The 22,678-nt window shown below is 63.2% G+C and carries 23 protein-coding genes; 10 read left to right on the top strand and 13 right to left on the bottom strand.

What is annotated here, in order from left to right; translation table 11 throughout:
- Window positions 1-34: 34 nt before the first annotated feature.
- From E1H16_RS09305 to E1H16_RS09320, 5 genes are all read right to left on the bottom strand, one after another.
- Window positions 35-1,507, bottom strand: coding sequence for an IniB N-terminal domain-containing protein (locus E1H16_RS09305; protein WP_166741685.1), 1,473 nt, complete (start codon window positions 1,505-1,507; stop codon window positions 35-37).
- 231 nt (window positions 1,508-1,738) lie between these two features.
- Window positions 1,739-4,438: a helix-turn-helix transcriptional regulator gene (locus E1H16_RS09310; protein ID WP_166741686.1), complete on the bottom strand. Its 2,700-nt coding sequence runs from the start codon at window positions 4,436-4,438 to the stop codon at window positions 1,739-1,741.
- Window positions 4,435-5,496 carry an Hsp70 family protein gene (locus tag E1H16_RS18375; RefSeq protein ID WP_166741687.1) on the bottom strand — a complete coding sequence of 354 codons (1,062 nt, stop codon included), beginning with the start codon at window positions 5,494-5,496 and terminating at the stop codon, window positions 4,435-4,437. Before E1H16_RS18375 ends, E1H16_RS09310 begins: the two co-directional genes overlap by 4 nt.
- 272 nt (window positions 5,497-5,768) lie before the next feature.
- Window positions 5,769-6,644 carry a response regulator transcription factor gene (locus tag E1H16_RS09315; protein WP_134323399.1) on the bottom strand — a complete coding sequence of 292 codons (876 nt, stop codon included), beginning with the start codon at window positions 6,642-6,644 and terminating at the stop codon, window positions 5,769-5,771.
- A gap of 331 nt (window positions 6,645-6,975) precedes the next feature.
- Entirely contained in the window at window positions 6,976-7,320 is a 345-nt protein-coding gene (locus tag E1H16_RS09320) for an ArsR/SmtB family transcription factor (RefSeq protein WP_208378952.1), read from the bottom strand.
- Between the two features lie 105 nt (window positions 7,321-7,425).
- Here E1H16_RS09320 and E1H16_RS09325 point away from each other — a divergent pair, with 105 nt between their 5' ends.
- Genes E1H16_RS09325 through E1H16_RS09345 form a run of 5 tightly spaced genes read left to right on the top strand, consistent with a single transcriptional unit; the run spans window position 7,426 to window position 12,603 of the window.
- The gene (locus E1H16_RS09325; protein WP_208378953.1) at window positions 7,426-9,048 is read left to right on the top strand and encodes an ABC transporter substrate-binding protein; all 1,623 of its coding nucleotides are present in this window, start codon (window positions 7,426-7,428) and stop codon (window positions 9,046-9,048) included.
- A gap of 4 nt (window positions 9,049-9,052) precedes the next feature.
- A complete protein-coding gene (locus tag E1H16_RS09330; protein ID WP_166741688.1) occupies window positions 9,053-10,078 on the top strand; it encodes an ABC transporter permease in 1,026 nt (341 codons plus the stop codon).
- A complete protein-coding gene (locus E1H16_RS09335; protein ID WP_208378954.1) occupies window positions 10,071-11,012 on the top strand; it encodes an ABC transporter permease in 942 nt (313 codons plus the stop codon). The genes E1H16_RS09330 and E1H16_RS09335 overlap by 8 nt, the downstream gene beginning before the upstream one ends.
- Window positions 11,009-11,932, top strand: a complete 924-nt coding sequence (locus tag E1H16_RS09340) for an ABC transporter ATP-binding protein (RefSeq protein ID WP_134323401.1) — start codon at window positions 11,009-11,011, stop codon at window positions 11,930-11,932. Before E1H16_RS09335 ends, E1H16_RS09340 begins: the two co-directional genes overlap by 4 nt.
- On the top strand, window positions 11,932-12,603 hold the full coding sequence (locus E1H16_RS09345) for an ABC transporter ATP-binding protein (protein WP_208378955.1): 672 nt from the start codon (window positions 11,932-11,934) through the stop codon (window positions 12,601-12,603). The genes E1H16_RS09340 and E1H16_RS09345 overlap by 1 nt, the downstream gene beginning before the upstream one ends.
- A gap of 74 nt (window positions 12,604-12,677) precedes the next feature.
- Here the strand turns inward: E1H16_RS09345 and E1H16_RS09350 are convergent, their stop codons facing one another.
- Both E1H16_RS09350 and E1H16_RS09355 read right to left on the bottom strand, forming a co-directional pair.
- Window positions 12,678-13,172: a hypothetical protein gene (locus tag E1H16_RS09350; protein ID WP_134323403.1), complete on the bottom strand. Its 495-nt coding sequence runs from the start codon at window positions 13,170-13,172 to the stop codon at window positions 12,678-12,680.
- A 98-nt stretch (window positions 13,173-13,270) separates the two neighbouring features.
- Window positions 13,271-13,624 (bottom strand): DUF2200 domain-containing protein, encoded by a 354-nt coding sequence (locus E1H16_RS09355; protein WP_134323404.1) that lies wholly within the window; start codon window positions 13,622-13,624, stop codon window positions 13,271-13,273.
- A gap of 132 nt (window positions 13,625-13,756) precedes the next feature.
- On the opposite strand from E1H16_RS09355, the gene E1H16_RS18775 reads away from it, so the two are divergent.
- Genes E1H16_RS18775 through E1H16_RS09365 form a run of 3 tightly spaced genes read left to right on the top strand, consistent with a single transcriptional unit; the run spans window position 13,757 to window position 15,341 of the window.
- A complete protein-coding gene (locus E1H16_RS18775) occupies window positions 13,757-14,251 on the top strand; it encodes a hypothetical protein (protein WP_243837808.1) in 495 nt (164 codons plus the stop codon).
- Window positions 14,155-14,949, top strand: coding sequence for an ABC transporter substrate-binding protein (locus E1H16_RS09360; protein ID WP_243837814.1), 795 nt, complete (start codon window positions 14,155-14,157; stop codon window positions 14,947-14,949). Before E1H16_RS18775 ends, E1H16_RS09360 begins: the two co-directional genes overlap by 97 nt.
- Window positions 14,950-14,951: 2 nt before the next feature.
- Window positions 14,952-15,341, top strand: a complete 390-nt coding sequence (locus E1H16_RS09365; protein ID WP_208378956.1) for a periplasmic substrate-binding domain-containing protein — start codon at window positions 14,952-14,954, stop codon at window positions 15,339-15,341.
- 87 nt (window positions 15,342-15,428) lie between these two features.
- Here E1H16_RS09365 and E1H16_RS09370 read toward each other — a convergent pair whose 3' ends face one another.
- From E1H16_RS09370 to E1H16_RS09385, 4 genes are all read right to left on the bottom strand, one after another.
- A complete protein-coding gene (locus tag E1H16_RS09370) occupies window positions 15,429-16,544 on the bottom strand; it encodes an acyl-CoA dehydrogenase family protein (protein WP_134323407.1) in 1,116 nt (371 codons plus the stop codon).
- Window positions 16,545-16,554: 10 nt separating this feature from the next.
- Window positions 16,555-17,760 carry an acyl-CoA dehydrogenase family protein gene (locus tag E1H16_RS09375; RefSeq protein WP_134323408.1) on the bottom strand — a complete coding sequence of 402 codons (1,206 nt, stop codon included), beginning with the start codon at window positions 17,758-17,760 and terminating at the stop codon, window positions 16,555-16,557.
- Window positions 17,761-18,513 carry an enoyl-CoA hydratase/isomerase family protein gene (locus tag E1H16_RS09380; protein WP_208378957.1) on the bottom strand — a complete coding sequence of 251 codons (753 nt, stop codon included), beginning with the start codon at window positions 18,511-18,513 and terminating at the stop codon, window positions 17,761-17,763. It abuts the gene before it with no gap.
- A 132-nt stretch (window positions 18,514-18,645) separates the two neighbouring features.
- Window positions 18,646-19,473 (bottom strand): hypothetical protein, encoded by an 828-nt coding sequence (locus E1H16_RS09385; protein WP_134323409.1) that lies wholly within the window; start codon window positions 19,471-19,473, stop codon window positions 18,646-18,648.
- A gap of 85 nt (window positions 19,474-19,558) precedes the next feature.
- On the opposite strand from E1H16_RS09385, the gene E1H16_RS09390 reads away from it, so the two are divergent.
- Window positions 19,559-20,026, top strand: a complete 468-nt coding sequence (locus tag E1H16_RS09390; RefSeq protein ID WP_134323410.1) for a hypothetical protein — start codon at window positions 19,559-19,561, stop codon at window positions 20,024-20,026.
- A gap of 29 nt (window positions 20,027-20,055) precedes the next feature.
- Here E1H16_RS09390 and E1H16_RS09395 read toward each other — a convergent pair whose 3' ends face one another.
- On the bottom strand, window positions 20,056-20,715 hold the full coding sequence (locus E1H16_RS09395; RefSeq protein WP_208378958.1) for a class I SAM-dependent methyltransferase: 660 nt from the start codon (window positions 20,713-20,715) through the stop codon (window positions 20,056-20,058).
- A 77-nt stretch (window positions 20,716-20,792) separates the two neighbouring features.
- Here E1H16_RS09395 and E1H16_RS09400 point away from each other — a divergent pair, with 77 nt between their 5' ends.
- A complete protein-coding gene (locus E1H16_RS09400; protein ID WP_134323411.1) occupies window positions 20,793-21,437 on the top strand; it encodes a cysteine hydrolase family protein in 645 nt (214 codons plus the stop codon).
- Here E1H16_RS09400 and E1H16_RS09405 read toward each other — a convergent pair.
- Window positions 21,425-22,645 (bottom strand): MFS transporter, encoded by a 1,221-nt coding sequence (locus E1H16_RS09405; RefSeq protein ID WP_134323412.1) that lies wholly within the window; start codon window positions 22,643-22,645, stop codon window positions 21,425-21,427. The two genes, E1H16_RS09400 and E1H16_RS09405, sit on opposite strands and share 13 nt — an antisense overlap.
- Window positions 22,646-22,678: the final 33 nt, after the last annotated feature.

Consider the following 22,678-nt stretch of genomic DNA (forward strand, 5'->3'; position numbering starts at 1 on the left):
CATGTGCGACGTCGCCTAAGGGCGACGCGCGTCGTTACAGAACCCCGAGATCGAGCTCTGCTTCGTTGTCGTTCAGGTTGTTGCTGAGGACGTCGTTCTCGTTGAAGTTGTCCTCGATGTTGGTGTTGCCCGTGTTGTTGTCACTGAGCACATCGTTGCCGCTGAGGACATCGTTCCCGCTGAAGTTGTCCTCGATGTTGACGTTGTCGGTGAAGGAGTCCTCGATGTCGATCGACGAGTCGTTCCCGCTGTTGTTACCGGAATCCTCGATGTCGACCTCGATGTCGTTCCCGCTGCCGTTACCAGAATCCGAGATGTCGTTCCCGCTGTTGTTGCCGGAGTCCTCGATGTCGACATCGGTGTTACCGATCTCGCTGTCCTCGATCTCGATCTCAGTGGAGTTGTCGTTCCCACTGCCGTTACCGGAATCAACGATGTTTCCGTTGCCGTTACCGGAATCCTCGATCTCGATATCGGTGTTGCCCGAATCAACGACGTTTCCGTTTCCGCTGCCGTTGCCGTTACCCGAGTCCTCGATGTCAACATCGACATCCGTGTTGCCCGAATCAACGACGTTTCCGTTTCCGCTGCCGTTGCCGTTACCGGAATCCTCGATCTCGATATCGGTGTTGCCCGAATCAACGACGTTTCCGTTCCCGTTACCCGAGTCATCGACATCAACGATGGTGTTTCCGTTGCCGCTGCCGTTACCGTTACCCGAGTCATCGATATCCACCGAGTTGTCGGTGTTACCGATCTGGCTGTCCTCGATCTCGATGTCGTCGATCGACACATTCGTCGAGTTGTCGGTGTTGGTGCTGCCGACGTTATCCAGCGAGACGTCGCCGACCTCGACGTTCGTCGAGTTGTCGTTGCCCGAATCGGAGATCGTGGTCGTGGTCGTGGTCGACGTCGATCCGACATTCGACACGTCGCGGCCGGCCGCAATAGCGCCGTCGCCGGAGGCAACAACCGCGTCATTGTCGAAGAACTGGGTGACCGGGCCATCCGCCCAGATGTTCTGGTTGACGGACTGGTCGGTGATCGTGTCGCGATCGTCTACGTAGGAGTAGTTGTTCACGATCGTGCGGATCTGTTCGATGACCGACACGTCGCCGCCGTAGCCGCCACCGTCTCCACCATTGCCGCCGTTACCGCCATTGCCACCATTGCCGCCGTCACCACCGTTACCGCCATTGCCACCGTTACCGCCATTGCCACCGGGCACGTAGCCGCCGTTGGCGCCACCGGAGATCACATTGACATCGCCGGAGTTGGTGCTGTTGCCGCCGGTGAAGTAGTTGTTGCCTCCCGCCGACGGTGCGACGCACACCTGCGGGGCGTCGAGTACGACGGGGATCGCCGACTGGACCTGCGCCGCCGATGCATCCGAGAGGCCGGCGTCGGCTAGTGATCCTTCGGGATCAGCGGTGAACTGCTGCGCAGCTGCCGGGTCCTTCAACAGGTTCAGCAAGAACTCGATGAGGGCTGAGGTTGAGAATGCCATGATCGCTCCTATAGTCATTCGGCCGCGTCGGCCAAACTGCTTCACCGGTTCCATGCAATCTTTCGGGTGCCCTGTCGCACCACAGCCACGGCTCCGGATTCGGATATCTACATGCAATCGATTCACTCGCGACAGCGCATCGGGTGCGATCCCGAATCCCGTCGCTGGCCACTAGGGGGTTTTCGCCCCTATATTGGGGATTGCGGCATAGCACCAGGTCAGCGGACACTTTTACGCACCGCCATTGATGCCGACGCCACTAAGCAGGGACCGAAGTCGCACCAAAAGTTCACTACGACTTGAAACGTTGAGCCTGCGTCGTATTCGCGCCATGTGGTGTTCAACAGTTCTCGGCGAAATGAACAGAGTGTTACCGATTTCCGCGTACGTACGACCTTCGAGGACGAGCGCAGCTACTTCGATTTCCCGCGCGCTAAGTACCGAACGCGCATCCTCGCGAGGATGCACCGGTCCCGGACTCTGCCCCTCACGCACGCTCGGAGATCCGGGGCCGGCAACGCGCACCGTACGTGCGGACTCCGAAACCGGGTCTGCGCGAACGGCGTGCACCTGGCTCATGTCACGCGCGACATGCAGTAATCGCTGGATATCGCCGCGACCGATGGCCTGAGTAGCCGCCAACCCGGCGAACCGTGCGGCGTCCCACTCCATTCCCGCAGCACCCAGCGCACGCGCGTGTTGCTCGGCCGTCGTCATGGTCGCGCTATCGCGGGCGCCCCCAAGGATCGCGACCCACGACCGTCCTACATCCGCCAGCGCACCCGATAGTCGCACCGCGGCGCCGCCGCGGACCAACGCGGCCGCATGTGGCTCCAACGCAGTCGGTTGGTTCCTGCGGATTGCGACCTTCACGCATCCCCAATGCAGCAGGGTTCCCCACACCGGCGGATCGCCTAACCGCTGCAATACCGACAATCCGTCGGCGAGTGAACCTGCGACCGCGTCGTCTTCACGCAGACGCTCGGCCGCAATCACCAGTTCGCCGAGCGCGAGAATGTCGAACAGTCCGATCGACACTCGCATCAGCGCAGCGCGGGCCCGGGGCCAGGTGCGCCGCAGCGCCGGTGCATCGTCAGCTCGATGAGCTATCGCTATCGTGAGGGCCGCCGATAGCAATTCGTCGCGTGCTGCCAACTCACCCGCGGATAAGTCGTTCATTTCGACCGCTGTCAGCACGTCGCCGTCGAGTAACGCCGCCCACCCTCGCAGTAGTCGCAGCCGGGGCAACAGCTCCGCATTCGGGTGGTGTGCTTCGATCGCCCGGTTGAGCACGGCGATCGCGGTCTCTCGTTGCCCTGTGTGTATGGCGATCAGCGCGGCCAGCGCGGCTGGCGAATCCGGCAGGAGCGCCGTTGACCCAGTGGCACTTAGGGTCTCGGAAGCGCGCACGAGCGACGACAATGATCGCGAGATAGCCACCGAGTCATGCTTTAGTGAGTCGACGATCGCGGTACCCATCGCCTCGATTGCAAGTCTCGCGGGACTCTGCGGGACCTTATCCACCTCCGACGCCATCAACCGTGTGGGCAACTGTCCGGCGGCCGTCACCGCTACCGCACCGATGCCTCCAAGGCGCGCTGCGCCGTCCGCGCCCAGAGAGTGAACCGCGTCGGCGGCGCGCTCGGGGTAACCGAGACGCAGCCACAGGGCGGCGTTGATTGCCGCAGCGTCTGGCTGACTGACATGAGGGATATGGCTGCGATCTCGCTCGAGCAGAGACAGAGCCAGGTCAAGCTGGCTGGTCGCAATCAACGCCTCGACCTGCGGCAACAGTGTCTGTTGCGCTGGCGCGCCGATGTCGCTGGCCAACGCGAACGCAGCGGCCGCACGTCGCGGATCCGCGCCCAACAAGTTATGCCCCGTCCTGAGTAAAGCCGAGACTACTCGCGGGTCTTGTACGCCCTGGCGCGCCAGTTCCCAGGCGAGGTCAGCGGTATCGCGCCCGTTGTCCATCCGAGAGCCCAACAACTCGATCCGCGATGCCCGGCGTCGATGTGCGGGGGCTGTATGCAGAACAGCGGTCCGCACTAGTGGAATGAGGCGTTCGTGCACATCGAGCATGCCCCCGCTACGTAGGTCAGCAAGGTCATCGTCGTACTGCTTGGCGGTGTAGCCGCCGCTGCGCGGTGAACCCAGATCGACTATGCCCGACCCGATGAGGTCGGACGCATCCGCCCCGGATGCCAGCGCTAGGGCCAATGCGCGCGGCGAGTCAGCCAGCCTGTCCAATTCAAGCGACAGTCGCGTGATCAACCCGGGGAGCACTGCGGTGCCCGCCAGTGCGCGTTCGATCTCGCTAACCCCACCTTCGCGGCCATCAGCAAGTTCGGTCAGCACCTCGATGACGACCGACAGAACCCATGGCATCGAACCCGAGGCGATAAGGCACCGCTCACGCGCCGCGATTGATAACCACGCACATTGGCCTTCTATCCATTCCCGCGCCTCATTGCTCGACAGCGGACCCAGCGCGACCGGCCTGGTGACGGACCCCATCACCGTGCGCAATGCGCGAACCGAATCGGATTGCGAACCGCGTAGGTGTGCCACGAGCAGGTTCGGTCCTTCTTGGTCGCGTGCTAGTTCCGCCAACCGCCAGATCACCTGCTCATCGGCCAGGTGAACGTCATCCACCACCAGCCACGGTCGCAGCGACTCGCGGCGGATGGGCATCACCTCAGCTGCCAACGCCGTCACGTCACGCGCAACGGGAAAGCCCATACCCTCGAACGCCTCGATACAGCGATCCAGCGCCGCGGACTTACCTGAGCCTCGTACCCCGTTCAGCGCGGTGCAATGCCGGCGATATGGGTCCGCGACAATCGTGTTGATGAAACTCGTGATTTCCGAGCGCTCGACACCTACGCCGGTGCGCTGACGCGCGGTTCTGGAAAGTTCACCTAGCGTCATAACGATGCCCTCACCGAATGAATCGCCGCCAGTGGTGTGATCGGACGTGGACGCGCGATAAACCGGAGTGGTTCTACAGCGCCCCGCACCGGCTCGGTGCCGCGCGCCGACCTCACCCATCGGGGTTCGCGGGACGTCAATTGCAGCAACGCGGTGCTTGGCTGCCCGGTAGTGGCCGAGGCAGCAGCGCCGATACTCCCAGCATACTGCGGATCGACCTGCATCAACACTGGCGCTGCGCGCAGTTGGGCAAGATAATCGACGATGCTCGGCATCCGCGACAAGCCCCCGGCAAGAATCACCGCACACTCCCCAGGGCTGGAGATACCGGCAGCGACGAACGCCCGATCAATGAGCCCCTGAAGCTGCGACAGCATCTGATCGGAGGGCCCGTCAGTTTCCGCTGGCCACGTGAACGATGTGGCGCCCGGATAAGCGCAGATTTGCGACTGACCCAGCTCAGCAAGTGAGTCGTCCGCTCGACGTTGCACGAGCGTCACACTCATCGTGTGGCGGCCGAGGTCGCACACCGCAACAGGAATATTCGACGGAAGCGTGCCATCGCCGCCGTAGCTGGCGGCAACGGCGATGGGTGACGAGATGGCGCGGATTCCGACAAGACCTCGCTCCGCCAAGGCCGCCAGCGTCGCTGTAATTCGCCAAGGCCGCCAGTTGGGTGGGTGTACGAGGCTAATGCGTTGCGGCTCGGAGCCTCGTTCCGCTCGCGCGTGCACTGTCACGGCCTCAACGACGGCAGCGCACAACTGAGCTGCGGTGATCTGGTGATTCCCAAGGATGTATGGGGTGGAGTCCCCGACCCGCGCAATGAAACCGCGTGCACAGTTTTGCGGTTCGCGCCGGGCCAACTCAGTCGCTTCTGCTCCGACAACGAGCTCGTCCCCTGCGATGCCCGCCACTGCGCGCATCGCAGGGCCAGAGGCCTCGAGGCAAATTGTCGTAGCTCGCACCGCACCGTCTTCGAGCCGCTCCGCAGAAGCCGCTTTTACCTGCGTGCCGCCAATGTCGACACCCAACGCATACGGTCTACTCAGAGTCACTGCGTTGTCCTCCCGTGCTCCTCGACGTAGGTCCTGCGCCGTCGGCACGTCCAGGTGTCAACGGGGATGCGCGACCTTAATAGGCCGGCCTATACATCGCAGATCGATCGTTCTCAATGCTATTTGGGTACCTAACGAAAGTGGATACGTAGTTTTACGTATTCCGAGGTTTAACCTTCGAGAACCCCGAATTGTCCTAGAAATCATTCAGAAATCACGTAATGCCCCGATGCGCCTAGCGCTCAGGGGTACCGGGGTTCGGGAAGTCTCGCCTAGCCCGCGCTGCCTCCACCGGCGAGTTCGGCGCTTAGCGCGTGCCAGCGCGCAGCCGCGCCCGCTCGATTGGGCACATCCAGCGCCTCGAGGATGTTTTCCAGATGCTTTCGTACCGTTCCTTCAGCGATCCCCAACTCGCGGGCGATTTCGGCATTGCGTCGACCACCGGCCACCAACTGCAAGACGTCGAGTTGGCGTCCGGTGAGCGCTGCTAGATCAGCGGGAGCGGACGTCGTTCGCCGCATTCCGATCAATTCGCCCTGCGATGTCGCCATCACGCTGCGACTGATCCAATCCTCGTCATCGATTCGGCATCGCCGCACCGGCGGCAGACCCACGCTGCCTTCGGCACGCCGAACACTGCTCGGCAACCGTAGCCCCTCGCGCAGAGTGCCGCTCGGATCTGGCGGCGCGACCTGTATGACGCGGTCCGCGCCATCGATGGTCACTGCGAACCAGCCGCCGATCGCCCCCGAACGCATTTCACCCGGCTCGGGGGCGCCGCCGCAGCCGAGCGCAAGGGCGGGTAGCAGCGCATTACACACCGCGACATCGCGTTCGGTGAAATCTTCCCCTGAGCGCATCAGCGAGATCAGATTCAGGAATCGGTCCCCGGACGGGACGGGTACCAGCATCTCCCAGTCAACGCCCAGCGGGATGAAGTACTCGCGGTACAGTTGACTGGCGTACCACTCATCTGGCCCCACTCGGTCGGAGACCCGCATCACCGATAGTTCACCCGCACCGGCATAGAACGCGACCACCGGGTGTTGGTTACGGAGTCGGTCGAGTACCGGTTTTATCGCGCCGACCCGGTCGCTCCAATCAAGCGGATACACGACGAAATCGCGCTTTCCCGCCGCAATATCCATCCGGTGAAATTGAACCAAATCTGCCCCGACGAGTTCGTGCAACACCTGCAGCGCGTCAATCCTGAAATTCGGGCCCGGAGGCCAGATTCGAGAAGTGGCGGCAAGAATACGCGTAGCGTCATCGGGCGAAATCGTCGAGATCACACTGATACCCTTCTGCGCCGGTGTTGAATTTCACGTGGGTTAAATAGGTTTCGATTCATCGGCGCGCACCGCTGATGGACACGCGCGACCCACCGATCCCCATACTGGCCCACCAGGGGCACCTACAGTCACCGCACAATTACGGGTATGGCGCGACCGCTCCGAGTATTCTCGCTAGGTGCGATCCCTAGTGGTCTGGGTGTAGCGGCGTATGCGGGGCGTTGATGTGGTGCAGCACCGCATGCGCCGCATCGTCCGCAAGGCTCCAGCGCCGGTAGCGGCCGTCCTTGCGGTACGCCACCACATCGGCGGCCAGTAACGTCGCCAGCGCCTGCGTCACGGTATTCGGGGCTATCGCGGTCGCGGTGGCGATCTCGGAAACGGATGCGTCCGGTGCCGCGTGAATAGCCACCAGAATCTTCATCCGCGTCGGGTCGGCGAAGAGTTCGAATGTCCCTACCCATCCCTCAATCGCCGCACTACTGCTATGCACCGCGTTCGCAGCGACCTCACCGGGCGTCTCGTTATCCACTACCAACCTCGTGATCGGCCGACGTCATAACCGCACATGTGTGTAGCCAAACACACGTGCGGTAGGGTCGGAAACCGTCCAATACTCCGCACAGTAAGGCTACCCGTGGTCGACATCAGCAGACGACTGTTCCTGATAGGCACGGCGGGCGCAGTGCTGGCGGCAGCGGCGTGCAATGCGCCCGGAGTGGACGGTGGATCTGGAGCAAAGGACTCTCTAGCACTACTAACCGCGATGCTGCCGGAGACACTGAACCCGATTGCGGGCGCTGACAGCAATGGCATGGGCAAGATCAACGAAGGCCTACTGACGCTCGAGGGCCCAGCAGACGACCTCCCCAATCTCGTCCCGCAACTCGCGGCAAGCGACCCCGAGCCGTCAGCGGACGCGAAGACCTGGACGGTCAAGATCCGTCCCGACGTCGTTTTCTCGGATGGGACGCCGTTGACGGCCGAGGATGTCGTCGCCACGTACACCGCGATCATCGATCCCGCTACCACCTCGCCGATCGCCGGCGACCTTTCGATGCTCAAGAGCGTCACAGCTCCCGATCCCACGACAGTCGTATTTACCCTCAAGGTGTCGTATGTCGCGTTTCCGACGAAGTTACTCATCGGAATCGCCCCGGCGGCTGCCATCGTTGCCGGCCAAAAGGTCGAGGAATCCGACCTGAACCAGAACCCGATCGGCACCGGACCGTACGTCGTTGAGTCCTTCAGCAGCAGCACGTTGGTATACGTCGCCAACCCGAAGTTCCGTGACGGCGAACCAGCAATCAAGAAGATCACGTACGTCTCCACACCGGACGACAACACACGCGCACAGCAGATGACCGCCGGTGAGTACGACGGCTCAGTGCTCCCACCGCGGTTGGCGATCACATTCGAGAACTCCGACGACGTCGAGGTCATCTCGGCTACGTCGGCAGATTGGCGCGGCATTTCGCTGCCACTAGACAACCCAGTGACCTCCGACCCCGCGGTGCGGATGGCGCTGAATCTCGGTATCGACCGCCAGGGGATGGTCGACGGCATCCTGATGGGGTACGGGCGGGCAGCTTCGACCTTCATCCCGCCGCAGTACACCGACTATTACTCCGAGGACGCCGTATTCGCGTACGACGTCGATCAGGCGACTGCGATGCTGCAGGACGCTGGATGGTCAGTGGGTTCCGACGGCATCCGCACCAAGGATGGCCAGCGCGCAGAATTCAAGATCTACTACAAACCAGAGGACCGCCTGCGCAAAGACCTATCGGCGGCATTTGCCTCCGAAGCACTCAAGCTCGGCTTCGACGTCACTATCGAGGGTGCCGGCTTCGACGTACTCGAGCCACACATCCACCAGGATGCGGTGATGCTCGGTGGCGGTGACACGCCGTACGACATCGATTCGCAATTGTTCTCAATGCTGCACTCGTCGTACCCGGCCGCGGGCGCGTACTACGACAACCCCAGCCAGTACGCCAACCCAAAGATGGATGCTGCGCTGGAGAAGGGGCGCACTTCACTCACCCTGAAAGAGCGCGTCGCGGCGTACCAAGAAGTCCAGAACATTTACATGGCAGAGCCATCGATGGTTGTCCTGGTTTTCCTCGATCACACCTATGTCCAACTACGCGCCATCGCTGACGCGTGGCACGACACATCAACGATTCTCGAGCCGCATGAGCACGGCACGTCGTGGGGGCCTTGGGTCAACATCGAGCAATGGACGCCGAAGGACTAGGTCCATGCCTCCGCCCCTGACCACCGAACCAGCGCGCACTTCTGGCACCCACGCACGGTGGGGTAAGGCAGCGCGTTTGGCAGGCTGGCGTGCGCTCATCGCGGTCCCCATCACGGCCGCCGTGTCAATGATCGTGTTCTGGCTGGCCTCGATCGCCCCGTTCAATCCGCTGGCGGCCTACCTCGGACCGAGGTTCGAACGCGCCAGCCTGGAGGAACGTGCCGCGCTCGCCGAGCAACTCGGCATCGATGATTCCTGGATAACCATCTGGGGGCGATGGGCGCGCGATGTGGTCTTACATTGGGACTGGGGATACTCGCGTTCGATGGCCCGGCCCGTCGCCGACGTACTCAGTGAGCGTCTGCCCTGGACCGTCATGTTGGGTGCTGTAAGCATGACGATCGCGGTGGGATTGTCGCTCGTTCTCGGCGTTGCGGCTGCCCGCCATCCCGGCTCGCTGATCGATCGATGTGCGACCGCACTGGCGCACATCGTGCAGGGCCTGCCGCCATTCGTGATCGCGCTCGGCGCGATAGTCATCTTCTCCCTCACCCTGCAATGGCTACCGGTCGCTGGGGTCTCTCGCGGCGGCGCCGATCCGACGTGGGGATCGATCGCAACGCATATCGTCCTACCGGCGGCGGTCTTGGGCTTGTCGCAGGTGCCGTGGCTGCTATTGAACGTCCGGACCTCGGTACTGACGGCGCTGACCGAAGATCACGTCACTGCCGCCCGCGCCCGCGGTCTCCCGGACAGGACGACTATCTGGAGGCACGCACTCCCCGGAGCGCTGCTGCCGTTCGTTACCTTGATCGGCGCCCGATTGCCAGAACTGGTCACCGGGGCTGTAGTGGTGGAAACCGTCTTCGCGTGGCCGGGCCTCGCATCCGCAACTGTTGACGCTGCCGTTGAGGGCGACTTTCCGCTACTCGCTGCGGTCACGGTGCTCACCAGCCTGATGGTGCTGATCGGGTCGCTCATCGCCGACGCCGTGTACGTCCTGGTGGATCCAAGGGTTGACGATGCCTAGTCACGCAACCGACGTACTGCACAAGGCCGAGCCGAGTCTCGCCACGAGCGATCGACGTTGGCGGGACGTTCCTAGCTGGCCGTCGCGCCGACGCGCACGACGGCCGCTGTCGAAACGCGCGAGCATCGTGTGCGTGGCGATTCTCGTCGTGCTGGCGCTCTACTGCATCATCGTGCCCGCGGTCGCGGACGTCGACCCGCGCGTCGTCGATCTCTCCGCGTACCTGCAACCGCCGTCGAGCGCTCACCTGATGGGCACCGATCTACTCGGGCGCGATCTATTCGTACGCAGCGCGCAGGCGCTGCGCATTTCCTTGATGTTGGCCGCCACTGCCGCGGTCGTCTCGACGGTGCTCGGCTCGGTGATCGGTACCCTGGCCGCCCTCGCCGGTGGCTGGGTGGACAAGGTCGTGATGCGCGCGGTCGACGCGCTCAACGCGCTACCGCATCTGCTGCTCGGCGTCGTGATCGCCTCACTGTGGCGCGGAGCCTGGTGGGCGATCGTGGCGTCGATCGCGCTCACGCACTGGACCCAGATCGCACGCATCGTCCGCTCGGAAATTCTGTCGCTGCGCAATCGAGAGCACGTCGACGCAGCGATTGCTTCGGGCGCGTCACGTCGACAGGTGTGGGCGACTCACCTACTTCCTGCTGTGGTCCCGCAGGCACTCATCGCCGTCGTGCTGACCCTGCCGCACGCAGTCTGGCACGAAAGCACGCTGTCGTTCCTCGGCGTCGGACTGCCGCCGAACGATCCGTCCCTGGGCACCCTGCTGGAGGACGCGCGCGAAGGAATCCTCGCCGGCGGCTGGTGGATGCTGTTCTTTCCCGCCGTCCTACTCACTGCGGCGTGCCTGGCCGTTGCCGGCCTCGGCGGTAGTCTGCGCGATAAGTCCATTCCGAAACGAGCCGTGGAAGCCGAGGTGTCGCGGTGAGGCCCGGGCTGGAGCTCGTGGAGATGTGCGTACGCATCCCGTTACCGGGCACCCCGACGCGGTGGGTGTATCCCGCGCGGAACCTCAGCGTGACTTTCCCGGCATCCAGCATCACCGCGATCGTCGGCGAGTCGGGCTGCGGGAAGTCGGTGCTAGCGCTGGCCGCCACAAGCTTGCTGCCGGGCGGCTCACAAACGAGCGGTTCACTATTCGCGGACGGACTGGATGTCCTTAATGCCACCGAGCCCGAACTCAGCGCGGCCAGAGGCCGGCGCATCGGGCTCGTACCGCAGTCTGCGGCGACGCACCTCACGCCGGTGCGCACGATCGGTTCGGTGATGGCTGAGACGCTCAAACTCCATGGCCTGCCGTCCGCCCGTGATGACATCGCCGCGCTGCTAGCCCAGGTCGACCTAGCCCCGCAGGTCGCGGGACAGTTCCCGCACGAGGTCTCCGGCGGGATGGCGCAACGGGTGCTCGTCACGCTGGTGTGCGCACTCGAACCACCGGTGCTCATTGCCGACGAACCGACGTCGGCGCTCGACGCGCACAGCGCACGATTGGTTCAGCGGAAACTGCGCGATCAAGCTGATCGCGGATCGACGGTCCTGCTGATCACCCACGATCTACTGGCGGCTCGTTCGGTTGCCGACCGCGTGGCGGTGATGTACGCCGGACAAATCCTGGAATACGGACCGGCCAATGTCGTACTGTCCGAGCCCGCTCACGATTACAGCCGAACCTTGCTCGATGCGCTTCCAGAGAACGGTCTCAAGCCGCCCCCCGGCACGCCCTCGTCACTGGTCGATCCGGATCCGTTGGTGTGTGCGTGGCATACGCGTATCGGGGTGGAATGCGCGGCGCATCCGCTCGTTGCGAACGATGCTGGGCACTTCGTGGCGTGTTCGGAGGCTTGGTAATGCTGCGGTTGACGGACTTGAGTGTCACCTATCCCGGTGCATCATCGCCGGTGTTCTGCGGACTCAACCTCGATGTGCCCGCGGGTACGACGTACGGCGTGCACGCACCGTCAGGCAGCGGGAAGACAACCTTGTTGAAGGCGGCGGCCTTGCTTCTGCCGCTAACAAGCGGCGCAGTGGCAGTAGACGGCACCACGGTCGACGGAAAGCGGTTCGCCGTACCGCAGGATGTGCGACGCAGGATTGGCGTGGTGTTCCAGTCGCCGCGCGCCTCGACCGATACGCGACTGAGTTTGCGCGACATTATCGCCGCACCGCTATCGCACGATCGTGGGTTTTCCCGACCACGCGCGGCACGCTTCACCGACCAGATCGCGGAGTTGGCCGAACGCGTACAGCTCTCCGACGACCTCCTCGATCGCCTCCCCCATCAAGTCTCCGACGGTCAGCTGCAGCGCGCTTGCCTGGCTAGAGCGCTTGCGCTCAATCCTCGGGTCCTGATCTGCGACGAGCCGACGGCGATGCTTGACGCACCAACGACGGCGATCATCATGCGGTTACTCACCGAGCAAGCCAGCAGCGGATCGGCGGTATTACTGGCATCGCACGATCTCGCCTTGCTCGACGCGACCTGCAGTGTCGTTTCTGACAAGAAGTCGCTGATCTGGTAATCAGACGTGTGGCGTGGCAGCTTGACTTGAGCCCACCGTGATGGCCCGAATCGAGTCGTCGCCCGGGTCTGTACCTAACCGCCGCGTGGTCCCCATTTGGGTTGATCCCGACTGTCGTTGTCCGGGTCCGGGGAGCGCCGCGCCGCGCCATAGCCGAACACTAGCGCGGTCAGCGTGACCACTAGTGCCCAACCACCGACGGCGCCGCGTGCCTGCGCGCAGTCCGCTTCGACGGCATCGGCGAGCGAGTTGACATTGGTGCGCACATCACCCGTGGGGGCGCCGTCACCATTTCGCCATTCGTCGTCGGCTTGTTCATATGCCTCACGTCCAGAGACGACGTCAAACGCACCGTCGGGTCCTGGTACGTAAATGCTGGACGGGCTCGGGATCGGCTGATCTTTTGGGGAGGACAGCACGGTGGAACACTCGACGACGAACTCACCCTCGGCGTCATCAAACCGCTCGAAGTAACGAAGCGAGGGGTGCCACCACACCAGCAGGACGAGCGCGAAGACGATTGCAGCGAGCGCCAGCCCGCCGAATATCCGCTGTCGAACCGGTCTCATAGCTTCCCCGCCTTTGCTCACGACTCCCTGAGGGGGACGGCGCAGCCTGAGGCACAGTTCCATACCGAGACCCGCGGGGGCCTGACCGCTCGGATCGGTCAGCTGACCTTTGGCGTCCGCAATACCTTCTCGATCGCTTTGCCCTTGGCAAGTTCGTCGACGAGTTTGTCCAGGTAGCGGATCTGGCGCATCAACGGATCCTCGACCTCCTGCACACGAACGCCGCACACCGATCCGGTGATCAGTGAAACGTTCGGGTTCAGTCGCGCATCGGCAAAGAAGTCGCTGAACGACGTCTCCCGCGCGAGGTGCGACTCCAGTTCCGCATCGTCGAATCCCGTCAGCCAACGAATGACCTCGTGTAACTCCGCCACGGTGCGTCCCTTTCGCTCGACTTTCGTGACGTAATGCGGATAGACGGAAGCAAAACTCATCTCGAAGATGCGACTCATGTGCCCAGTATGCCGCCGAGCGAGGACGCACTGCACTCGCACCGATGCCCTCGAGTTCGGATTGCCGCGAAGTACGGCGCGGGTTAAGGACGCCTGACGCGAGCGTAAAACCTGTGTGGTTAGATTCGGTCCATGCACCGATTCATCAAACTAGGCGGCCTTGTCGCCGCTGCCGTCCTGGCGCTCAGCGCCTGCGGCGACGCACCGAGAAAGAAAGCCGAGACGCACGATGAGGCCGTCTCGAAGTACCCGGCGAGTATCGATCTCGACGAGGACTATGACCCGGACGCCGAACTCGCATTCGCCTGGCCGCTTGAGGCCACGAGTTGGGATCCGCATCAGGGTGTGTCGGACTACGACTTGACCTATCTGTTCCCGGTATACGACCGGTTGATCGGGGTCAGCCCCGATGACGAGAAGGTCCCCATGCTGGCGACGGATTGGGAGGTGTCGGACACCGCTATCACGCTGACGTTGCGCGACGGGGTTTCCTTCAACGACGGCACCCCTTCGATGCCGACGCCGTCAAAATCAACCTCGATCGGGCCCGTTCGGACGATGACAGCAAGATCAAGGAGCAACTCTCCACGATCACCGACGTCACGGCAGTGGACGAGCACACCGTGAAGATCGCGATCGATGGCAAACCCGGGCTCATCCTCGGAATGCTGACGAGTCGCGCGGGGATGATTGCCTCGCCTGCTGCCATCGAAGCCGGCACCCTGCACACCCAGCCAGATGGGATCGGCGCGTATCAGGCCGTCGACATCAAACTCGGCGATGAAGTGCGCTTCGAACGGACGCCTGACTACTGGGACCCCGACGCTCAGCGGGTGGCCGCGATGACCTACTACTACATGCCGCAGTCGCAGACTGCTGTGAACGCGCTGCTGTCCGGGCAGGTGCAGATCGCGCACATCGAGCCAGACCAGATCGGCGATGTCGATCCGAACGAGACTCCGGTGATCGCCGGCGGCTTCTCGGCCATGCAGTTCATCGAGTTCAATACCGCCGAAGAACCGTTTGACGACCCCAACGTACGGCTCGCACTCAATCTCGCGATCGATCGCCAAGGCATCGCCGACGGGCTCAATGACGGACTGTGCGAAGTCCCGATCCAGCCATGGCCGTCCTCTAGCATCGCCTACGACGAGGAGATCGGCGACGGCGCCGAAGTGTGGCCCTACGACCCGCAGAAGGCCACGGAGTTGCTCGCCGAAGCCGGTTATCCCGATGGGTTCACCTTCGACGCGATTACCTCGACGGTCTCCTACTACGCCAAACTGTCCGAAGTCATTCAGTCGATTTCAAAGACATCGGCGTGACCATGGACTTTGAGATCGCTCCCCGCCCGCAGATGGTCGAGGAGTTCTCTATCAAGAAGACCCTGCCGTCAATGGTGGCCGCTAACCCGGCCCACGTGGATCCCGAATACACGAACCTGTACGTATTCGAGGAGGGTTCGGTCAACAACCCCGGTGACTCCCTCCCGGACGATCAGCGGGATCTGCTGACGCAGGCGGCGAACGAACCCGATGACGCTGTGCGTCACGACCTGTACTCGGAGTTCATGAACTTGGTCGTGCAGGAACCCACTGGATTCATGCCGGTGTGTAATGCCGATCTGATCTATGTTCTCGATCCCGGCGTCAGCGGAATCTCGACGTACAACAACTCGGTGCGCGATCTGCGTGGTGTCGCGTATACGCCACAGTAGGTCCCTGGTAATAGCGAGGGGTGTCGCAGCAAGGAGACAATGTTTACTCCTTGACGCGACACCCCTTCGGGTTGTTAGGCGTAGCGGTTAGATTCCGATGCCCGCCGTGGCTCCGATACGGCGTAGGTGGTAGTCCGAGTCGCCGAACAGTGTTTCGACGGTCAGGATGCGTTTTAGATAGTGTCCGACGGACAGTTCGTCGGTCGTTCCAATTCCGCCATGTAGCTGCACTGCGGACTCGCCGATCACGCGGCCCAGCCGGCCCACCTGCGCCTTGAGTACGGCGATATCGCCTGCGCCGGCCCGTCCGGCCTCAGCTAGCGCCGTGGTGTACAGCAGTGTGGATCGGGCGTTCAAGTACGCCATCTTCATGTCTGCCATGCGATGCGCCAGCACCTGGAACGTTCCGATCGGCACACCAAACTGCTGGCGGGTCGCGCCGTACTCGATGGTGATCCGCAGTAACGCGTTCATCGCGCCGACAGCTTCTGCGGCCAACGTGATAATTCCGTCGGCGAACAGCGCATCGATCGCATCCGCTGAGTCAAGCACCAGCGCTTCGGCTTCGGCGTTGTCCAGGGAAACCGTCGCCGCCGCGCGACCGTCCAGCATCCGGTACTCGCGTACCGTCACACCGTCCGATGCGGTCCGAACCAGTAGCGCGGCGACCCCGTCCGCATCGCCGGTCGCGCCACTGATCCGCGCGGTGACGATCAAGTGGGAGGCCTGCGCCGCCCCGATCACGACCTCTTTGCGGCCATGTAGCCGATAGCCGGTCTCGGTCTTGCTCGCTGATGTCGCCACCAACGAGGTCGACGCGGTGCCGCGCCCTTCCTCGTGCGCGAGGGCAACCTGCGCCGAGCCGTCGACGACACCTGTGAGCAGTTCTGTCGCTGCCGCACCGCCAGCTTCCAGCACCCGCCCGCACAGTATCGCGCTCACGAACGGCTCGATGCTGAGGTATTCGCCGAGGATTTCACCAACCGCGACGACGTCGGCGATCGTACCGCCGATACCACCGACATTTTCGGCGAACGGAAGCGCGGTGAGGCCCATCTGTACGAACTGCTGCCAGGCTCCGGTCGAGTACGGCGCGCCGGAGCGAAGGAGCTCCTGACGCTGTTCAAAGGCATAACTGCGATCGAGGTACCGTGCGAGCCCGTCGCGGAGAGCTTGTTGTTCTTCTGAGTATGTGAGGTCCATATCGCTTCCGTTAACGTGCGCCGAGGGTGCGCGAAATGAGGTCGCGCTGGACCTCGTTGGTTCCGGCGTAGATGGTGGTTGCTCGGCTATTGAGGTACCACGGCATCGCGGTCAGCTCGAATTCACTGGCCACAGGTTTGATACCCGAGCCGACCTCGATCTCCTCGAGCTGACGCGGGATCGCCCCCACGCCGGCGATCCGCGTCATCAGGACCGTTAACCGTTGGGTGATCTCGCTGCCAATCACCTTGTTCATCGATGGCGTCGCGATATCGCGTCCCATCGGATGCCCGCTATGGATGAGCCTTTCGACCGCTTCGAAGGAAGTGATGTCGGCGGCGAGTTCACCTATGTCTCGTTGGAATACCGGGTCCTCGGCCAGAGAACCGCCGTAGGGTGAGGCAGCGGCTTCGGCAGCATCGCGGATGTGCACCAGATGCCGCCGCATCGCGGGCGCAGTGACATTGGCGCCACGCTCATACGTGAGTAGGTGCTTGGACACGGCCCAGCCGTCGTTCTCCTCACCGATGCGGCCCGAGACCGGAACACGCACGTTCTCGAAGAAGACCTCGCACTGCTCTTCCTCGCCGGCGAGGTTGACGATCGGGCGGATCTCCATGCCCGGGTAATCAACCCGGTCCAGCAGCAGGAAGGTGATACCGGCCTGTTTGCGTCCCTCGGTGCTGGTGCGCACGAGCATGAACATCCGGTTGGCGCGGTGCGCCAGGGTGGTCCAGATCTTGCTGCCGTTGATGACGTAATCGTCACCATCGCGCACCGCCGCGCAGCGTAACGAGGCCAGGTCGGAACCGGATCCGGGTTCGGAGTAACCCTGCGTCCAATAGTCCTTACCCGCCAAGATCCCAGGCAGGTAACGCTTCTTCTGCTCTTCGGTCCCCTTGTCGATGATCAGTGGGCCAATCATCTTCAGGCCATTAGGCAGCAGCGGCGGAAGGTCACGCCGCGCGTACTCCTCGCTGTAGATGTATCGCTGCTCGACGCTCCAACCGGTGCCGCCGTACTCGGCGGGCCAGCCTGGCGCGGCCCAGCCCTTCTCGTTAAGGATCGCTTGCCAGGCCATCGTTTGATCGAATGGCGCGAACGCGCTGGTCGTACGGCGACCGGCTTCACGAATCTCATCGGTCGGCGCAGTATCGAGAAACTCAATAACTTCGCGGCGGAATGCCTCGAGTTCTGGGTCCTGATCGAGGTTCATCTACTTCTTTCCCTTGCTGAACGCCGCGATGCGCTCCAAATAGTCCGGACCGCGCCCGGGGCTCTCCATGATTTCGTACTGCAACCCCGCGTCGAGCTGGCCGCCATCAGTCACATCGATGAGCTGCTTGTTGGCGGCATGAGAGAAGACCGAGTTCGCCACGATGCGCCCAGCGAGCTCGCTGAGATGCTGCTCGAATTCGGCAGTAGGGACGGCGTACTCCGCGAGCCCGATCCGCACCGCCTCATCGGCACCGAACATGTCCGCGGTGAACATCAGCCGCTTAGCCGTCGCCGGGCCGACACGGCGCGGCAGCCGCTGGCTCATACCCCACACCGGGGTCAAGGCCCACTTCGAGTGCGTATCGCCGAAGCGAGCGTCCTCGGATGCGACGATGAAGTCGGCGGCGAGCGCGACCTCCAGTGCGCCGGTGTAGCAATGTCCGTGTACGGCGGCAATCACCGGCTTGGGCAGTTTCTCGAGCATGCGCAGAGTCTCGCTGTGCCAGCCGCGCGACGGCACTGCCTCTCCGGCAGCGATATCGTCGAGGTCGTGACCTGCTGAGAAGCACTTACCTGCCCCGCGGAGTACCACGCAACCGATCGAGTCATCACCACGCAGGTCTTCGATATGCGCACGCAGTTCAGCGAACATCGCCACGGTGAGCGCGTTGAGTTTGTCCGGACGGTTCAGCGTGAGCATCGTCCAGCCGTCGCGATCCTCGCGAACCACCAGTGTTCCCTCGTCAGCCACCTGTGTGTCTCCCCTCGTCTCAAGCACGCCGCTGCGCCGAATTCGCCCGACGCAGTCAGCCTGTATGAAGTTGACATGCCAGTCAAGTATGGCTCAACACTCGCGACCCACGTCGACCGCGCCGTGTCACCATCAGCCTGAGCCAGGTGACCCGAGCTGCTCGCCCCACTGCGCCAGCTCGGCCGCGACCTGCTGGTGACCAGCGGCCGCCAACCTGAGGCAATACGCGTCTACGAATTCGACGTACAGCGCGACGAGATGCCGCTTGAGCAGCACAATCGCCTCGCTTTCGTCGCGAATGCCAGCTACCCGCCAGCGCATCGCGGCTGCGACGACCTCACGCCCACGACCGGTGTACCAGGACGCCGCGTCGTCATTACGCCCGATCGCTCCGGTCTCCAATGTGTACCCGAAACGCACCGGGAACAGCACTGCTTTGGTCACTGCTCTGACTCCGTCCGCAACCAACTCGGTTGGCGCGCGTAACGCGCGGCGGAAAGCAGCGTCGAACTTCCTTAGCGCGAACTCGGCGGCCTGCACGATGAGGTCATCATGCACCGGAGGGGTGGCACCGAAGCGAATGTCGTCGCCATGCAGCACTACACCGGACTCAAGCAGATCGAGTCGGTCGAGTTCGGGTAACCGTCCTACGTCTCCGATGCCGTTATGCACGCCATCGACGTCAGCCCAGAACACCGACAGCCGGTCGGCCAATGCAGACGTGGTGCGCGAGGACACGACGGCCTTAACGCGATCGACCCTCGTTGCGATATCGGGATCGACGACAATCAACGCCAGGTCGACGTCACTCACCAACGGCGCAAAACCGCCGTGGGCCAGACTGCCGAGCGTGTACGCCGAGCGCAGATTCGGCCCGAGTTCTTCCCGCGCCGCGACCAACGCTTGACGCACCACCTCATGCGCCTCGCCGCACCGCGACATTGACGAATGCTCAGTCATCCATGCAGCATAGGTGCCCGCTCATCACGCTGAGTTCAGCGCTGCGCAGTGATTCCTGTCAGAGACGGTCCGTAGCATCGCGGGTATGACGAATTGGGAACCGATCCTCGCGGCCGTGACCGAAGCACTCAGCGGCGATAAGGACAGTGGGCGTCAGCAGCTCACCGCCTGTTGGGAGACGACGAGCGATGATGATCAGGCCCAGCGGTGTGTCATCGCGCATTACCTAGCCGACTTGCAGGACGACCTTGCCTACGAAGTCGCGTGGGATGAACGTGCGCTCGCCGCGCACCCCTATGTCAGTGACGCGGACCTGACGCCGGTGGGGATCGCTGACGCGGCCGCACTCGCGCCCAGTCTCCATCTAAATCTCGGCGACGGGTATCTGCGGCAAGAACGGTTCGAGGACGCTGAACGCCAACTGCACCTCGGCCTGGCTCGCGTGCACACCCTCGCAGACGACGGATACGGGCAACTGATCCGCAGCGGACTCGACCGCCTTGCCGAGCGCTTATCGGCGGGAACGGCGGCGAATCCTGCGCTCGGTCGCTAGTGAGGGAGCGCAGTCGCGCGCCGCGAGCGTTAGGGCTTCGTCCACGAGATCGTGTGACGGAAGGCGAGTCGGTGACGTATCTGGGCGCCCGGCATCGCCTTCCTGAGGATCGTCCTGATGTGCGCGAACGGGACGGTGGGGTCTTTAACAGGAAAGCTGTCGGTCTGCGGAACCTGCTGCGCCTTGGGCGACTTGATCAGTCCGATCACTGGAGTCGTCACCATGGCTGCGACGTCCCAGCAGAGGTCGCGCAGCCCTGCCAATGGCGCCAAACCCACACATAGGAATCGGCCGCCGGGCGCGAGCCGTTCGGCGACCTCAGACAACGCCTCATCGACGTCCAGGTGGTGCAATACGGCGATCATCGTGATCAGGTCCGCGCCATCTGGAATTCTGCCGCCGTCTGTCACCGATACGTTCGGGAGTTTCGCGCATCGTTGTGCGGCAGTCGCGCGCATCTGCGGCGAGGTATCCATCGCTATTACCTGGGTGAACCGCGGCGCCAACGAGGCCGCCAATTTGCCCTGTCCGCAGCCCACGTCGACGGCAAACTCCCGGCGTCCGGGCAAATTGCGCAGAATCCACGGATGAAAGAAGTCGTTGTGGCTCCACGGGTGTCGCCGATTGAACTCATCCAGCCCGTTCACGGCACCTTGAACGACGTCGGGGATCCGGGCGCGCGAACTCACGTCACCAGCCTACGGCGCCACCTCGCCGGCGTCCGTGCCGTTCGCTAGGCGCGTCACCTCACCGCTAGGTTGTGGGTATGCCGAGTTACACCGAGCCGCAATGGAGTCGGTCCGCGCTCGTGCTGATCGATGTCCAGAATGACTTCGTCGAGCCGAACGGCGCAATGCCCGTGCCGGGCACGGCCGAGTTGCTACCTCAACTCACCGCGCTCGCCGATGCCTTCCGCAGCACGCACCGACCCGTCGCTCACGTCGTGCGGTTGTACGTGCCGCATGGCAGCGACACCGATCTTGCACGACGCGCGTCGATCGAGGCAGGTACGCAGATCGTCGCACCGCACACCCCTGGCTCGCAGATTCCGCAACCGCTTCTCCCGCGGCGTACGGCGCTCGATTCCGCGCTACTGCTTAGCCATGCGCCGCAGATCGTCGGCGCTCGCGAACGCATCTATTACAAGCCGCGGTGGAGCGCGTTCTACCGAACGAGCCTGGATGACTGGCTGCGCGCGTGCGAGGTCACCACCGTCGTCGTCGCGGGATGTAACCTGCCGAACTGCCCACGGGCGACTCTGTTCGATGCCAGCAACCGGGATTACCGTGCGGTGCTGGCCGCCGACGCGACCTCGCAGTCCACGCCCGAACGCCTGGCCGATCTTGCCCTTATCGGCACCGAGGTTTGGACGACGGACGCGATCGTAACCGCGATCGCTCAGGCGGCCTGACGTTCTCGCGCACGGCGTACGACGGCCCGGCCCGGCACAGCCAAGATGACCGCGAGCACCACCGCCGCTACCCCTAATCCAGCCACGGTCTCGGGCTGCTCCATGGTGTTAGGGCCCCAGATCAGAGACAGGATCGTGCCACTGGAGTACCCGACGTACACCGCGATATAAAACATCGAGATCAGCGCGCCACGGCGATCCGGTGGGGCCAATAGGTCGGACACCATGACTCCGGAGGTCATCGCGAGGCCGGTACCTAGCCCGATTAGCGCCGTAGCCGGGATCACCCAGAGCCATCCGCCCGGCTGCACGGCCAGCACGCCAAGGGCGCACCCTGCTGCTCCGGTAGCTCCGGCGAGCCATCCACTCACCGACGGCCCTAGGCGCTTCGCGATGCCCGCGGCCACCACGGCACCAACCTGTACCACTAGCGCGCTAATCCCCAAGATGACGTAGACCTGGTCGAATCCTGCATTCCCGATCTGAATGGGGAACCCCAGGATCGACAGCATTGCGAATGCGTAGACACACAACCCGCACGGCACCAAATACCAGACGTAACCCGCGCGCGTTCCGGTCGGCAGGCCAATCTGGATCCGGCCGGAGCGCTGCCGGGTCATGGTCTCCGGCAGCACGCGGGCGACGAGGATCCCAGGAATCAGTAGCGCCAGGATCACCAGGATGGTCAGCGCATGCTTCCACGGCAGCCACTGCACGAACAGCGCCGACAGGAACGGCCCGATGCCGAATCCCAATGCCTGGAATGCGCTCGCCCGCGCTGCGGCGCCCGCGGCGTTCTTGGTGCCCACGAGCTCCCGCAACCACACGGTGCCGACGGTGAACACGGCCCCAGAGGCCAAGCCCTGCACAAACCGCGCGATCAGGATCATCGGTTCGCCGAGCGAAGCGGCGGCCAACAGACCGATCAATGACACGACGATCAGGCACATCGACGGAACTACCACACGCTTGCGGCCGTACCGGTCCGAAAGCGGACCGCCGAAGACAAACGCGAACATCAGCCCGATCGCGTACACGGTGAAGAACACGGTGAGCATCGTGGTGCTCAATTCGAGTTCTCGGGTGTACAGCAGCATGATCGGCGAGATGCCCTGCGCGGAGTACCCCACTGCGAACAGTGCGAAGCACATCAGCCACTGTTGACGCCGCGAACCGACGCCATCTTCGCTGCGTTCCGGAACGGTCATCGGCCGACCTTATCGCCGTACCGACACCAGCGA

This window comes from Cumulibacter soli (assembly GCF_004382795.1).
Taxonomy (GTDB): domain Bacteria; phylum Actinomycetota; class Actinomycetes; order Mycobacteriales; family Antricoccaceae; genus Cumulibacter; species Cumulibacter soli.